Annotated in this window: 7 protein-coding genes and 1 pseudogene; 6 read left to right on the top strand and 2 right to left on the bottom strand. The window is 60.3% G+C overall.

Annotated elements, in window-relative coordinates; genetic code table 11:
* Nucleotides 1-159 precede the first annotated feature (159 nt).
* Genes recC through recD form a run of 3 tightly spaced genes read left to right on the top strand, consistent with a single transcriptional unit; the run spans nucleotide 160 to nucleotide 9,415 of the window.
* Complete coding sequence (recC, locus tag ALO80_RS06665; RefSeq protein ID WP_055008372.1) at nucleotides 160-3,636, top strand: exodeoxyribonuclease V subunit gamma; 3,477 nt, start codon at nucleotides 160-162, stop codon at nucleotides 3,634-3,636.
* Entirely contained in the window at nucleotides 3,633-7,325 is a 3,693-nt protein-coding gene (gene recB, locus ALO80_RS06660) for an exodeoxyribonuclease V subunit beta (protein WP_055008371.1), read from the top strand. The genes recC and recB overlap by 4 nt, the downstream gene beginning before the upstream one ends.
* Nucleotides 7,322-9,415, top strand: a complete 2,094-nt coding sequence (gene recD / locus ALO80_RS06655; protein WP_055008370.1) for an exodeoxyribonuclease V subunit alpha — start codon at nucleotides 7,322-7,324, stop codon at nucleotides 9,413-9,415. Before recB ends, recD begins: the two co-directional genes overlap by 4 nt.
* Before the next feature lie 18 nt (nucleotides 9,416-9,433).
* Here the strand turns inward: recD and ALO80_RS06650 are convergent.
* Both ALO80_RS06650 and ALO80_RS06645 read right to left on the bottom strand, forming a co-directional pair.
* Nucleotides 9,434-9,899 (bottom strand): annotated as a pseudogene (locus tag ALO80_RS06650) (PAAR domain-containing protein); the annotation flags it as partial.
* 247 nt (nucleotides 9,900-10,146) lie between these two features.
* A complete protein-coding gene (locus tag ALO80_RS06645) occupies nucleotides 10,147-11,091 on the bottom strand; it encodes a LysR family transcriptional regulator (protein ID WP_055008369.1) in 945 nt (314 codons plus the stop codon).
* Between the two features lie 158 nt (nucleotides 11,092-11,249).
* Between ALO80_RS06645 and ALO80_RS06640 the strand changes: the two genes are divergently transcribed.
* From ALO80_RS06640 to ALO80_RS06630, 3 genes are all read left to right on the top strand, one after another.
* Complete coding sequence (locus ALO80_RS06640; protein WP_055008368.1) at nucleotides 11,250-12,776, top strand: CoA-acylating methylmalonate-semialdehyde dehydrogenase; 1,527 nt, start codon at nucleotides 11,250-11,252, stop codon at nucleotides 12,774-12,776.
* 29 nt (nucleotides 12,777-12,805) lie between these two features.
* On the top strand, nucleotides 12,806-13,696 hold the full coding sequence (mmsB, locus tag ALO80_RS06635; protein WP_055008367.1) for a 3-hydroxyisobutyrate dehydrogenase: 891 nt from the start codon (nucleotides 12,806-12,808) through the stop codon (nucleotides 13,694-13,696).
* Between the two features lie 114 nt (nucleotides 13,697-13,810).
* Nucleotides 13,811-15,781, top strand: coding sequence for a TonB-dependent receptor domain-containing protein (locus ALO80_RS06630; protein WP_055008366.1), 1,971 nt, complete (start codon nucleotides 13,811-13,813; stop codon nucleotides 15,779-15,781).
* The last annotated feature ends 138 nt before the right edge of the window (nucleotides 15,782-15,919 follow it).

Here is a 15,919-nt window from a genome sequence, read left to right as displayed (position 1 = left end):
GTTTTGTCTTTCTGGGGTTTCAATACATGCCTGTATTCTCCTGAACGGCTAACGCCGTACATCTCCGGCAGTCATTCAAACCAACATGCTTATGGCAATCCAGCGCGCTTGCCCTTATGGTTCGGCATCAGGTTCCACGCACCCGTCAAGGAAGCAAGCATGTCCGTTACAACCTCTCTGAGCGCAGGTTTCATGGTGGTTCAAGGCAACCGCCCGGATGAACTGCGTAGCCTGGTTGTGTCGTGGATGCGACGTTATCCATTGTCTCCCCTGGAAAACGAGATTGCGCTTGTTCAGAGCAATGGGATTGCGCAATGGTTGAAACTGGCATTGGCCGAAGATGCTCAAGATGAAGATAGCGGCGGCTGTGGTATCGCTGCTGCCATAGATGTCCAGTTGCCCGGCAGCTTCATGTGGACGCTGTATCGCATGGTGCTGGGTGCAGATGAGATTCCTCAGACCTCCTTACTCGACAAGACTCCACTGACCTGGCGTCTGATGCGCCTGCTGCCTTCGCTGATCAATCAGCCGCACTTCGAGCCGTTGCAGCGCTTCCTGACTGACGACACTGATCTGCGCAAACGCTATCAATTGTCCGAACGTCTGTCCGACCTGTTCGATCAGTACCAGGTTTACCGTGCTGACTGGCTGGAAGACTGGGCTGCCGGTCGCCATCAACTGCGCGACGGACGTGGCCAGTCCAGGCCGCTGTCAACTGCCAATTGCTGGCAAGCAGAACTGTGGCGTGCGCTGTTGGAGGATGTCGGGGCCAAAGGCATGTCGCAGAGCCGGGCCGGTGTGCATCAGCGCTTCATCGAGCGTATCGCCAACATGACTGAAGCGCCCGCCGGCTTGCCGGCGCGCGTCATCGTCTTCGGTATTTCGTCGCTGCCAGCACAAGCACTCGAGGCATTGGCGGGCCTGGCGAAATTCAGTCAGGTATTGCTCTGTGTTCACAACCCGTGCCGCCACCACTGGGCTGACATCGTCGCCGACAAAGACCTGCTGCGTCACCAGTACAAACGCCAGGCGCGCAAGACCGGAATGCCGATTGTCCTCGACCCTCAAGCGCTTCATCAGCATGCTCACCCGCTACTCGCTGCCTGGGGCAAGCAGGGCCGCGATTACATCAATCTGCTGGACAGCCATGATGATCCGCGCAGCTACCGCTCCTCATTCAAGGACGAGCGAATTGATCTGTTCAGCGAAGCCGAGCCCACCAATCTGCTGAACCAATTGCAGGACGATATTCTTGAGCTGCGCCCGCTGGATGAAACCCGTGAGCTCTGGCCTGCGGTCGATCCGCTTGAAGACCGATCTGTCCGCTTCCATGTCGCGCACAGTGCGCAACGCGAAGTGGAAGTGCTTCATGACCAGCTATTGGCGAGATTCAGCAAAGACCCTGACCTGCGCCCGCGTGACGTGATCGTCATGGTCCCGGATATCGACAGCTACGCCCCGCATATACGGGCGGTTTTCGGACAGATCGAGCGCGAGGATCGCCGGTTCATTCCTTTCACCCTGGCTGATCAGGGCCAACGTGGCCGCGAACCGCTGCTGATTGCCGTCGAACACCTGCTCAAACTCCCGGACAGCCGCTTTCCGGTCAGCGAAATTCTTGACCTGCTGGACGTCCCTGCCTTGCGAGCGCGCTTCAGGATTCAAGAGCGCGATTTGCCTACGCTGCACCGCTGGATAGAAGGGGCGGGCATCCGCTGGGGGCTCAATGCGCAACAGCGTGCTGGCCTGGGGCTGCCTGATGCTCTGGAGCAGAACAGCTGGCATTTCGGACTGCGTCGAATGTTGCTGGGGTATGCCGTGGGGGCAGGCGCAGCTTACGACGGCATCGAGCCTTACGACGAGATTGGCGGGCTCGATGCCGTGCTGATAGGCCCGCTGGTAGCGTTGATTGATGCGCTTCAGGTCGCCCATACGGAGTTATCGACACCTGCAACGCCGGAAGTCTGGGGAGCACGCCTGCAATCGCTGTTGCAATTGTTCTTTCTTGCGGACAGCGAGCATGATGACTACCTGCTTGCACAGCTCGAAACGCTGCGCGAGAACTGGCTGGATACCTGTGCAACGGTCACGTTGATCGATGAGCTGCCACTGACCGTCGTGCGTGAGGCCTGGCTGGCCGGGCTTGATCAAGGCCGACTGTCCCAGCGCTTTCTGGCGGGCTCGGTCAACTTCTGCACGCTGATGCCCATGCGTGCCATCCCCTTTAAAGTGGTCTGCCTGCTGGGCATGAACGACGGCGATTACCCGCGCGCGCAGCCGCCGCTGGATTTCGACCTGATGGGCAGTGACTATCGCCCCGGAGACCGTTCCCGGCGTGAGGATGATCGCTACCTGTTGCTTGAAGCACTGCTCTCGGCCAGAGATCAGCTCTATATCAGTTGGGTTGGCCACAGCATTCGCGACAACAGCGAACGCCCTGCGTCGGTGCTCATTGGCCAACTGCGCGATCACCTGGCCAGTGGCTGGCGGCTTGCGAGCGAGACCGGTCCGGACGACAGCCAGGATAGTGGCGAGCGCTTGTTGCAAGCTTTGACCGTGGACCACCCGTTACAGCCCTTCAGCGCCAATTACTTCCACGCAGGCACAGGTTATTTCAGCTTCGCCCGCGAGTGGCGCCTGCTGCATGAAACGGATCTTCAGATGCCCGTGCCTCAAGCGCTTCTTCCTCATCAACAGGAAGAGCCCTTGTCCATTGCACAATTGCAGGATTTCCTGAGGAACCCGGTAAAGCATTTTTTCAGTCAGCGCCTGAAGATCTATTTCGAAGTTGCCGAAGCGCCGCTTGCCGATGAAGAACCCTTCGTGCTTGATGCGCTTGAGCGTTACGGTCTCAGTGAAAGCCTGCTCAGCGCGGCCATGGTGTGCCCTGACGATATTGAGACTGCCCTGCAAACTCAGGCATTGAAGCTCCAAGCCAGCGGGCTGCTGCCGCTTGCGGGATTCGGCACTCTGATGCAGAACGAGCTGATCGAACCGTTGCCGGACGTACTCAAGCGCTACCACGATCTGCTGACGCTGTGGCCCGACACACTGAGCAGCGCATTGCCGATCAGCTTTAGTCATGCCGGTGTGAGCATTGACGGCTGGCTGGGCGGGCTGCACCGCAACGCCGATGGTGAGCTACTGCTGGTCACGGCGATTCCAAACAGCATTGGTTCGAAAAAGACCCGTAAGTGGCATCGACTGATTCGGCCCTGGGTGAATCATCTGGTGGCCTGTGCCTGTGAACTGCCGTTGCACACGGCGCTGGTCGCCAGTGATGAAACCCTGATGCTTGATCCATTGGACAAGGATGCAGCCATTACCACACTGAATCACGTGCTGATGGCCTGGCTGCGCGGCATGCAGGAGCCGCTGCCCGTCGCCGTCAAAACCGCGTTTGCCTGGCTGGGCCAGCCCGCCGACAAAGCCGAGGCGGCGGCCCGCAAGGCTTATGAAGGTGACGGGCAGACCACCGATGGCGAGCGTCGCGAAAGCACGGCACTGGCCCGACAGTTTCCGGACTTCGACGCACTGCTGGACAGTGAAGAATTTGCAGGCTGGTGCGAGACCCTCTACAAGCCGATTTACGACGCTCCCTGGCAATCGCTGTCGGGCGGGGAGGGCAGTGCATGAACGAACAATCCCTTCCTCTCGCGCTACGCTTTCCGCTGCGCGGCAGCCAGTTGATCGAGGCCAGCGCCGGGACCGGAAAGACCTTCACCATCTCCGCTTTGTACCTGCGTCTGGTGCTCGGCCACGGCACCGAGCGGTCGGGCTTCGGTCGCGAACTTCTGCCGCCGCAGATCCTCGTGGTGACCTTTACCGACGCCGCCACCAAGGAATTGCGTGACAGGATTCGTACCCGGCTGGCGGAGGCTGCGCGGTTCTTTCGTGACGAGATCGCTGCACCCGATAGTCTGATCGCCGAGCTGCGCGAACAGTTCGAAGCGTCGCTATGGCCGGCCTGTGCCAGCCGTCTGGACATCGCCGCACAGTGGATGGACGAGGCCGCGGTTTCGACCATCCACAGTTGGTGCCAGCGCATGTTGCGCGAGCACGCATTCGACAGCGGCAGCCTGTTCACTCAGACGCTGGAAACCGATCACAGCGACTTGCTCGGTGAAGTCCTGCGCGATTACTGGCGACGCTTCTGCTATCCCATGAGCGGCGATGCGTTGACCTGGGTGCGGGAAAATCTCAGCGGTCCGGCAGCTTTGTTACCGCGTGTGCGAGGGTTGTTCGGGCGCGATCGCAGCCCACTTGGCCAAGAGCCGGCGGAACTGATCGAGGCGTCACTGCAGGAGCGCCGAGCTGCGCTTGCAGCCCTGAAAGCACCTTGGGTCGTCTGGGCTGACGAGCTGTATGCCATCTGCCTGGACGCTGTAGCCCGTAAAGCGGTCGATGGTCGGAAAATGCAGGAGCGCTACTTCAAACCCTGGTTTGAAAAGCTTGCCGCCTGGGCCGCTGACGACACTCAGGAAGCACTGGACTTGGGCACCGGCTTCACTCGCCTGACCCCGGAAGGCGTTGCCGAAGCCTGGAAAGGCGACCCGCCTGTGCACCCGGCTTTCGAGGCCATGGCACAGCTGAAAACTGCGCTCGACGGCTTGCCTGAACCGGACGCTGCCGTGTTGCAACATGCGGCGCAGTGGGTCAGCGCCCGTTTTGAAGAAGAGAAGCGTCGTCGCGCCGAGATGAGCTTTGATGACATGCTGCTCAGGCTTGACGCGGCCCTGCACGGCGCTGGCGGCGAGCGTCTGGCCACGCTGATTCGCGAGCAGTTTCCGGTGGCGTTGATTGACGAATTTCAGGACACCGATCCTGTGCAGTACCGGATCTTCGACAGCATCTATCGCCTTGAAGGCAATGACGAGCAGACCGGGCTGTTCCTGATCGGCGACCCGAAGCAGGCAATCTATGCATTTCGCGGTGCCGATATCTACACCTACCTGCGCGCCCGGCAGGCCACCCACGGTCGTTGGCACACGCTGGACACCAACTATCGTTCCAGTCATGCGATGGTCGAGTCGGTCAACCATGTGTTTACGCAGGCAGAGCAGCGTGAGCAAGGGCGCGGAGCGTTCCTGTTTCGTGATGACCAAGGCAATCAGGTGCCGTTTTCCGATGCGCTGGCTCAGGGGCGCAAAGAGACACTGGAAGTCGATGGCGCGCCACTGACTGCGCTGACGGTCTGGCATCTGGAGAGCGACCAGCCGGTGTCAGGCGTCATTTATCGGCAACAATTGGCGGCCAGTTGCGCCAGCGAGATTGTGCGCCTGCTCAACGCCGGTCAACGGGGCCGCGCCGGTTTCGTCACGCCCGACAAACCACTGCGCGGGCTGCGTCCGGCTGACATTGCGATTCTGGTACGCGACGGCAAGGAAGCGCAGGCGGTGCGCCAGCAACTGACCGCGCGTGGAGTGCGCAGCGTTTACCTGTCGGACAAGGATTCGGTGTTCGCCGCTCAGGAAGCCCATGACCTGTTGGCCTGGCTAAAAGCCTGTGCCGAGCCGGATTCAGAGCGCACGCTGCGTGCCGCACTGGCCTGTATCACTCTGGACCTGCCGTTGGCCGAGCTGGAGCGTCTGAATCAGGACGAACTGGCGTGGGAGCAGCGCGTCATGCAGTTTCGTGGCTACCGTGCCATATGGCGCAGCCAGGGTGTGCTGCCGATGCTGCGCCGCTTGCTGCACGACTTTGCCCTGCCACAGACATTGATGACGCGCACCGACGGCGAGCGAGTCCTGACCAACCTGCTGCACCTGTCTGAGCTGCTGCAACAGGCCGCCGCCGAACTGGACGGCGAACAGGCGCTGATTCGTCATCTGGGTGACCACCTGGCACTCTCGGGGCAGGCTGGCGAAGAACAGATCCTGCGTCTGGAAAGCGATGAGCAATTGGTCAAAGTGGTGACCATCCACAAGTCCAAGGGCCTTCAATATCCGCTGGTTTTCCTGCCGTTCATTTGCTCCTCGAAGCCCGTGGATGGCAGTCGCCTGCCACTGCAGTTTCATGACGCCGACGGCAAGTCCCAGATCAGCCTGCAGCCCACCGAAGCGCTGATCCAGCAAGCCGATGACGAACGTCTGGCCGAAGACCTGCGTTTGCTCTATGTCGCCCTGACCCGTTCGGAACATGCCTGCTGGCTGGGCGTCGCCGACCTCAAGCGCGGCAATGCCAACAGCTCGATGCTGCACCGTTCGGCGCTGGGTTACTTACTGGGCGGCGGCCTAGCGCTGAACGAGTCTGCAGAGCTGAAAGTCTGGCTGCGTGAGCTGGCCCACAATTGTGGCGCGATTGCCTTGCAGCCTGTTCCCGAGCCCACTGACGAACGCTTCAGCGCGCCACGCAACGACGCCGCGCTGGTCAAGCTGCTGGTGCCCAAACGCCGCGCTGCCGAGAACTGGTGGATCGCGTCCTACAGTGCCCTGCGTATCGGCGACACGCTAACGACAGGTGCCGATGAATCGCCTGACAGCCCGCAGGCACAGAAACTGTTCGACGATGAGCGTCTGGACCCTGAAGCCCCGCGTGACATCCTGACCAGCGGCGGCGATATCCACCGTTTTCCTCGGGGACCAAACCCGGGTACCTTTCTGCACGGGCTGCTGGAGTGGGCGGGCAACGACGGTTTTGCGCTAACCGCACACAACCCTGAACTGATAAGAGACGCCGTTGCACGTCGCTGTAACCGTCGTGGCTGGTCGGGCTGGATCGAAACCCTGAGCGAGTGGCTGCAACACATGCTGAACATGCCGCTGCGTCTGTCAGCGGATGCTACGCCGGTTGCGCTGGGCGAACTGGATCAGCCCAATCAGTACCGTGTGGAGATGGAGTTCTGGTTCGCCAGCAACAACGTCAACGTGGCACGCATGGATGCCCTCGTGCGCCGTTTCACCCACGACAACGCGCCGCGTGCTGCGACCGAGACGGTCTCGCTCAACGGCATGTTCAAAGGCTTCATCGACCTTACGTTTGAGCATGAGGGCCGTTATTACGTGGCCGATTACAAGTCCAACTGGCTGGGTACTGATGACACTGCGTATACCGGGCAGGCGATGGAAGCCGCCATTCTCGACAACCGCTACGACCTGCAATACGTCCTGTACCTGCTGGCGTTGCATCGTCAGCTCAAGGCGCGGATGGCCGACTATGATTACGATCAGCACATGGGCGGCGCGCTTTACCTGTTCCTGCGCGGCAGTCGCTCGGCGTCTCAAGGCGCGTACTTCACCCGTCCGCCACGCGAACTGATCGAGAGCCTGGATCTGCTGTTCCAGGGCAAACTGTTCGCGCATGACTTGCCGGGAGCATTGGCATGAGCCGCTCGTTCGATGATCTGTTGCCTACTGCGCTGGACGACATCAGCCTCGCCGATTCAAGCCCGCTGACGCGTGTCGGCGACCTGTTGATTCTGCTGGAGCGTTGGGTCGAACGCGGCTGGTTGCGTGCGCTGGACAAGGCATTCGTTGCGTTTCTTAGTGATCTCGACCCACAGGCCGATCCCTTGGTGCTGGTGGCTGCGGCGTTGACCAGTCATCAGCTTGGTCACGGCCATGTCTGTCTTGATCTGTACGAGACCCTGAAAGAGCCGGATTTTGCGCTGTCACTCCCGCCCGAAGGCGATCAGCAGAGCGCTCCGATGTTGCTGCCCTCGCAACTGCTGGCCGCGCTGGATGGTGCAGTGTGGTGCCAGGCGCTGGCACGCAGCGTGCTGGTCGCCGAGGTCGGAGACTCGAGTGCCGAGGCGCAGCAAAAACCGTTGGTGCTGGCCGAGCGGCGTCTGTACCTGCGCCGCTACTGGACTTACGAGCGGCGTATTGCCGCGTCCTTGCGTCAGCGACTGGCCAGCAGCGAAGCAACTCCGGAGGATCTGCCTCAGCGACTCGACGCATTGTTCGGCTTGGCCGACGCCGCGCCGCAAGCCGTCATCGACTGGCAGAAACTTGCCTGTGCACTGGCGACCCGCAAGGGTTTCAGCATCATCACCGGCGGCCCCGGCACCGGCAAGACCACGACCGTGGTGCGCCTGCTGGCGTTGTTGCAGGCCCCGGCGGTGCAGAGTGGCCAGCCGCTGCGCATCCGCCTGGCGGCGCCCACCGGCAAGGCAGCCGCACGCCTGACCGAGTCCATCAGCCAACAGGTGCAGAGCCTGGAGGTCAGCAACGACGTACGGCAGAAAATCCCCAGCGAAGTGACCACCGTCCACCGCCTGCTGGGCAGTCGCCCCGGTACCCGGCATTTCCGCCACCATGCAGGCAATTTACTGCCGCTGGATGTATTGGTGGTCGATGAAGCGTCCATGATCGACCTGGAAATGATGGCCAACCTGCTCGACGCATTGCCGCCGCATGCACGCATGGTTCTGCTGGGCGACAAGGACCAGTTGGCCTCTGTCGAAGCAGGTGCCGTGCTGGGCGATTTGTGTCGCGACGCCGAAGAGGGTTTCTACAGCCCTGAAACCCAGGCATGGCTTGAAGCGGTCAGCGGCGAAGACCTCAGCAAAGGCATGTTGCGCCAAGGCGACGCGCAGCATCATCCGTTGGCGCAGCAAGTGGTCATGCTGCGTCACTCGCGCCGCTTCGGAGAAGGGAGCGGCATCGGCCGGCTGGCCCGGCTGGTCAACCAGCAGCAAGAGCAACAGGCCCGCGCACTGCTTGCGGCGGGGAGTCACGACGATCTGTTCGCCCTGGCGCTGAAGGGCGAGCAGGACCTCAAATTCGAACGCCTCGTGCTTGACGGTCTTGGCCGAGGCGAGCAAGGCCCGCAGGGTTACCGGCACTACCTGAATATACTGGCCGCCGGGCGGCCCGCCGATGATTCGGCACTTGATGACGAGTGCTGGACCCGATGGGCGCGCTCGGTACTCAGCGCCTTCGACGCCTTTCAACTGCTGTGCGCCGTGCGCAAAGGTCCTTGGGGCGTGGAAGGCTTGAACCAGCGCATCACTCACGCGCTGTTCAGCGCGAAGCTGATTGAAAGCGAACAGCAATGGTACGAAGGTCGCCCGGTGCTGATGACCCACAACGACTATGGCCTGGGCCTGATGAACGGCGACATCGGCATCACCTTGCGCCTGCCCGAGCGCGACGGCGAAGGCAAACACGTATTGCGCGTCGCCTTCCCCCGCAACGACGGCAGCGATGGCGTGCGCTTCGTCCTGCCTAGCCGCCTAAATGAGGTAGAAACCGTGTACGCCATGACTGTGCACAAATCCCAGGGCTCGGAATTCGCCCACACCGCCCTGATCCTGCCCGAAGCGCTCAACCCGGTCTTGACCAAAGAGCTCATCTACACCGGCATCACCCGCGCCAAACACTGGTTCAGCCTGATCGAACCGCGCCAAGGAATCTTCGAAGAAGCCCTGCGCCGCAAGGTCAAACGCCTGAGTGGGTTGATGTTGGGGCTTTGATCATGTCCAGGCTTTCCGGCTTATCTCGCCAGCAATATAAGTCGCCAGCTCCTCCATCCTGTCAGGGTCTCTGCAAACGACAGGTTCCGCTTTTGACTCAGGCCCCGCATCTGAGGCCTTCCCTGCAGCCTTGGGGTCTACCAAAGCGTCCGCTGCCAAAGCTTTCTCCGTGAGCTTCGGTTCAGCCACTAACTCCGCCAGCAGCGTCGCCCATGACGAAGCCTCCACCAACGTCACTTGAGCCCGTGATGATCGTCCCGCCGTGACTGGTGGGGCTCCCCAAGTGGGCCATAGGACGGCCATTCACCAGAATGGCAGGAAGAAAGCCTGTAGTGATCACCGCACCACACCCGCAGGTATCACCCACACGTGCTGCGCCCATGACGTGGATGTTGACGTCACCGGATGCAGACGCGATAGGTGTTGTAGCGAGACCCGGCAATGGGCAGGCGTGCTTGTCGCCCAATCGAGCTGAAGAAATCATTGCATGCCGTCCCTGCGTTTCTGATACGTAGACGCCAACCAGCGTTTAGTTGACGCGTGGCAGGCTACCGGAAGCGTGAAAGTCGATATGTAGGGGAAATCTCAATTTTGCGCAGGACCTTGAGAATCTGATCGAAAGGTCGGGGTGACCTCAATGGGAGCGAACTAGCATCAGTGTCACAAACTGTCGGCCAACTCCGGTCTGCCCCACTACTATGCGGCCACCTGATTCCTTGAAAAAACTGTGATTACAGGAAGCGAATAGCGCGGTTTTCCCCCAACAAAAACCCCTTGTTCAACTCCGTCACCTCCCGAATGTAATCCCACAGCAACGTGATCCGTTTCAACTTGCGCAGGTCCTCCCGGCAGTACATCCAGAATTGCCGGGTGATGTTCACTTCATCCGGTAGCACCGACAGCAACCTCGGGTCCTGGGCTGCGAGGAAGCACGGCAGGATCGCCAGTGCGCGGCCCTGCAGGGCCGCGGTGTATTGGGCTATGACGCTGGTGCTGCGCAGTTGTGCCTGGGCGTTGGGCAGCAGGTTGATCAGGTACAGCAGCTCGGAGCTGAACGCCAGGTCGTCGACGTAGCTGACGAAGACGTGTTCGCTCAGGTCCGCTTTGTGCTCGATGGGCGGGTGGCTGTCCAGGTATGCCTGGGTGGCATACACACGCAGGCTGTAATCGCAGAGTTTGCAGCATACGTAGGGGCCATGTTCCGGGCGTTCCAGAGCGATGACGAGATCGGCCTCGCGTTTCGACAGGCTGATGAAGTGCGGCAGCGGCAGAATATCCAGCGAGATGCTCGGGTAACGGTCGAGAAAGTGGCTCAGTTGCGGGGTAATGAAAAAGCTGCCGAAGCCTTCGGTGCAGCCTATGCGGATATGCCCGGATAACGCCACGCTGGACCCGGAAACCTGTTCGCAGGCCATGTGCAGTGTGCTTTCGATGGACTCGGCGTAGCCCAGCAGGCGCTGGCCTTCGGCGGTCATGACGAAACCGTTGTTGCGCGATTTTTCGAACAGCAGTGTGCCGAGCGAGGTTTCCAGCGAATTGATGCGTCGCGACACGGTGGTGTAGTCGACGGCCAGACGCCGCGCAGCGCTGCTGACTTTTCGGGTGCGTGCCACTTCAAGGAAAAACTTCAGGTCATCCCAGTTCAACAGCCCAAGGGAGGTGATGTTTTTTTGCATGTTGACCCTGCTTTTATCTGCATTCTTGTTAGAAGTTTGCACATCTATACTCCAAAGCACGCCCCCTGACCAACTCAAAAACAAGACTGCCGGCAGACCGCGGCTATCCATCGGCATACGCGCTGGATGCACGATCTGTCGAAGGGAGAACCGTTGAAATGAATGCCTCACTGAACGACACCACGACCTCGATTGCCCGCGCGAAACTGCTGATCAACGGTGAGTGGATTGACTCGCAAAGCAACGAATGGCAAGACATCGTCAACCCGGCGACTCAGCAGATCCTCGCTCGGGTGCCATTCGCCACGCCCGCTGAAGTCGACGCTGCCGTTGCTGCGGCTGTCACGGCTTATCGAACCTGGCGGGAAACGCCAATCGGTGTGCGGATGCGCATCATGCTCACATTACAGGCGCTGATTCGCGAGCACTCCAGACGTATCGCGTCAGTGTTGAGCGCCGAGCAAGGCAAGACACTGGCCGATGCCGAGGGCGATATCTTTCGCGGTCTTGAAGTGGTCGAGCACGCCTGTTCTATCGGTACGCTGCAAATGGGCGAGTTTGCCGAGAACGTTGCCGGTGGCGTTGATACTTATACGTTGCGCCAGCCCATAGGCGTATGCGCTGGGATCACGCCGTTCAACTTCCCGGCGATGATTCCGCTGTGGATGTTTCCGATGGCGATTGCCTGCGGAAATACCTTTGTCCTCAAGCCCTCTGAACAAGACCCGCTGTCGACCCTGTTGCTGGTCGAGCTGGCGATTGAGGCGGGCGTACCGGCCGGCGTGCTGAATGTGGTGCATGGCGGCAAGGAAGTGGTGGACGCGATCTGCACTCACAAGGACATCAAGGCGGTTTCCTTTGTCGGCTCGACCGCAGTCGGTACACATGTCTACGACCTTGCCGGTCGGCACGGCAAGCGTGTACAGGCAATGATGGGGGCGAAGAATCATGCCGTCGTGCTGCCTGATGCCAACCGCGAGCAAACGCTGAATGGGCTGGTGGGCGCGGGTTTTGGTGCGGCGGGCCAGCGCTGCATGGCGACCTCGGTGGTGGTACTGGTTGGCGCGTCGAAACAGTGGCTGCCGGACCTCAAGGCGCGGGCGCAGGCACTCAAGGTCAATGCCGGTCAGGAACCGGATACCGATATCGGCCCGGTGATTTCCAGAAAAGCAAAGCAGCGCATTCTGGACCTGATCGAGAGCGGTGTGCGTGAAGGCGCAACGCTTGAGCTGGACGGTAGAGAGGTTTCGGTGCCGGGTTACGAGGGAGGTAACTTCGTAGGGCCGACGCTGTTCTCGGGCGTGACCACCGACATGCAGATCTACACTCAGGAGATTTTCGGTCCAGTGCTCGTGGTGCTGGAGGTCGATACCCTGGATGAGGCTATCGCACTGGTCAATGCCAACCCGTTCGGCAACGGCACCGGGCTGTTCACCCAGAGCGGCGCGGCGGCACGCAAGTTTCAAAGCGAGATTGATGTCGGGCAGGTCGGGATCAATATTCCGATTCCTGTGCCGGTGCCGTTTTTCAGTTTTACCGGCTCGCGGGGTTCCAAACTGGGCGATCTGGGCCCGTACGGCAAACAGGTGGTGCAGTTCTATACTCAGACCAAGACTGTTACCAGCCGCTGGTTCGATGACGACAGCGTTAACACCGGTGTGAACACTACGATCAATTTGCGCTGAACACGGCCAGCCGGGCCAGGAGAACAACAATGAACATCGCATTTATCGGTCTGGGCAATATGGGCGCGCCCATGGCCCGCAACCTGATCAGAGCCGGTCACGCCTTGCAGGTGTTCGACCTGAACAAGAGCGTACTGGCTGAATTCGCCGAGCTGGGTGCACAGGTCGGCGACTCGCCCGCACAGGCGGCCAAAGGCAGTGAGCTGGTCATCACCATGCTGCCCGCTGCGGCGCATGTGCGCAGCGTTTACCTGAATGAAGACGGCGTGCTGAAAGGTATCTCACCCGGCGTCCCGGCTGTTGATTGCAGCACTATCGACCCGCAGACCATTCGCGACATCGCGGCTATCGCCGCACAGCAAGACGTGGTGTTGGGCGATGCGCCGGTGTCTGGCGGCACCGGTGGTGCGCAGGCCGGGACGTTGACCTTCATGGTCGGCGGTTCGGTTGAGCACTTTGCCGTGCTCAAACCGCTGCTGGCGCAGATGGGCCGCAATATCGTGCATTGCGGCGATGTGGGCACCGGCCAGATCGCCAAGATCTGCAACAACATGCTGCTGGCGATCTCCATGATCGGTGTGGCCGAGTCCATGGCCTTGGGCAATGCGCTGGGTATCGATACCGAAGTGCTGGCCAGCATCATCAATACCTCGACTGGCCGCTGCTGGAGTTCCGAGGCGTACAACCCCTGGCCCGGCGTTGTCGAAACCGCGCCCGCTTCGCGAGGCTACAGCGGTGGCTTTGGTGCCGAACTGATGCTCAAGGACCTAGGGCTGGCAACCGAGGCTGCACGCGTTGCGCGTCAGCCGGTGATTCTTGGTGCGGTGGCGCAACAGTTGTACCAAGCCATGAGCCTGCGCGGCGATGGCGGCAAGGACTTCTCGGCGATTATCGAGGGGTATCGCCACAAGGCGCTTTGATCGCGACGCTTGCGGGGCGGCAATGCCGCCTCAGGATGTTGTCACATCTTGTCCAACCTTCCTGAATGCAGATGCATACGATTCTCTTTTACTTGTGAATCGTAAGGAAGTTCCATGCATTCTCCTCTTCGTTTGCGGCCTGCAGCTGTGATGGTCAAACTCGCGCTGACCTGCATTGCATCAGGTCAGCTTTACGCTGCCGAGCAGGTGATCGAGCCCGCCAACGTGCTATCAATCGACGACGTTGTGGTGACGGCTTCCGGTTTCGAGCAGAACCTGGAGGATGCACCCGCCTCGATGACGGTCATTACCGGCGACGAACTGCGCAAGAAATCGTTTCGCGATCTCACCGATGCGCTGCGCGACGTTGAGGGTGTGACCGTCAACGGCGGCGCCAATGAAACCGACATTTCCATCCGCGGCATGCCTGCCGACTACACGCTGATCCTGGTCGATGGCAAACGTCAGAGTGCTCGCGAATCACGGGTCAACGGCAACAGTGGTTACGAACAGAGCTTTATTCCACCCGCCGAAGCCATCGAACGTATCGAAGTCGTTCGTGGACCAATGTCATCGTTGTACGGTTCGGATGCAATCGGCGGGGTGATCAACATCATCACGCGCAAGGTCACGCCGGAGTGGGGCGGTTCGGTCACTTACGATTATTCGGCACGCCAGCACAGTGATCAGAGTAATGCACGTCAGACCCAGTTCTTTCTCGGTGGACCGATCAAGGAAGACATGCTCGGGCTACAGGTCTGGGGACGCTATCTGGACCGGCAGGCAGATGACAATGTCGAGCAAACCAACGGTTTCAGCAAGGCCGACCACCGCGATTTGACCGCTCGACTGTCGTTCACGCCGACCATTGACCACGACATCCTGCTGGAAGCCGGTGCCACGCGACTCAAGAACGGCGATGGCGTGAGCGCCAACTGGGCGACTCGCGAGCAGGAAAACAACCGTGATCACTGGTCGGTTTCACACCAGGGGCGCTGGGGCTGGGCGACCTCGGACGTGTCTTTTGCGTACGAAAAATCCAGTCGTGAAGGCAAGGCCAGTGCGACACAGACCGACGTGCTAGGACGCAAGCCCGAGGTCGAAAACAAGGTGCTCGACGCCAAACTGGTCATGCCCACCGAACGCAACATCACCACCACCGGGCTGCAGTGGAACGACACCACCGTGACCGACTGGAATCAGGGGCTGGGTGACCGCAAGGACTATGAGTTCTCGGTTGTGCAAAAGGCGCTGTTCGCTGAAAACGAATGGTCTGTGACCGACACCTTCGCGCTGACTACCGGTCTGCGCATGGACCATCACGAACAGTATGGCGTGCATTTCAGCCCCAGGGTTTATGGCGTCTGGCGTGCCACCGATGACTGGACCATCAAAGGCGGCGTCGCGCGCGGCTTCAAGGCACCTGAAGTTCGTGCCGTAGTGCCGGGTTATTCGTATCTGCGCCGCAACCGGTTCGTGATGTTCGGCAACCCGGACCTCAAGCCGGAAACCAGCACCAACTACGAGTTGTCTGCGCTGTGGTCCAATCGCAACGACCTGTCGGCAGGCGCAACGGTGTTCTACAACGACTTCCAGGACAAACTCTCCACCGTCACCACCACCCAGGTGTGGAACGGCTTCATCGTCATGGACAGGGTCAATGTCGACAAGGCCGTCATCAAGGGCGTCGAGCTTAACGGCCGTTGGGACATTACATCGGCGGTTGCGATCAAGGGCAATTACACCTACACCGACTCGGAGCAGAAAAGCGGTGCCAACGCAGGGGCACCGCTGGCACTGACCCCGGAGCAGAAAGCCAATGTACGCGCAGAGTGGACCCTCAATGACCGCACCCAGCTGTGGGCCTCAACCAATTACTACGGCAAGGAATACGGCAACACCCTCACCGACGAGGCCGCGCCGGGCTACACCACAGCCGACTTCGGCGGCTCGTATGAACTGAGCAAAAACATCTCGCTCAACGCCGCCCTGTACAACGTGGCGGACAAGCGCCTGGATGATGAAACCTACGGCACCGTCAATTACGGTCGGACCCTGTGGGCGAGCACGACCGTACGGTTTTGAGGCAGCACTTATCGTTCGTCATCGTTGAGATTATCGTTCCCTGCGCTCCAGCGTGTGAGCGCCTTGGTTGACGCTCTGCGTCACAAATCTGAGGCACAGCGCTGAGCGCAGAGCATTGCCACGATAATCGTCAGCCAG

This window comes from Pseudomonas caricapapayae, from assembly GCF_001400735.1.
In the GTDB taxonomy this organism is placed as follows: Bacteria; Pseudomonadota; Gammaproteobacteria; order Pseudomonadales; family Pseudomonadaceae; genus Aquipseudomonas; species Aquipseudomonas caricapapayae.
This window is presented reverse-complemented; position numbering and strand designations above follow the sequence as displayed.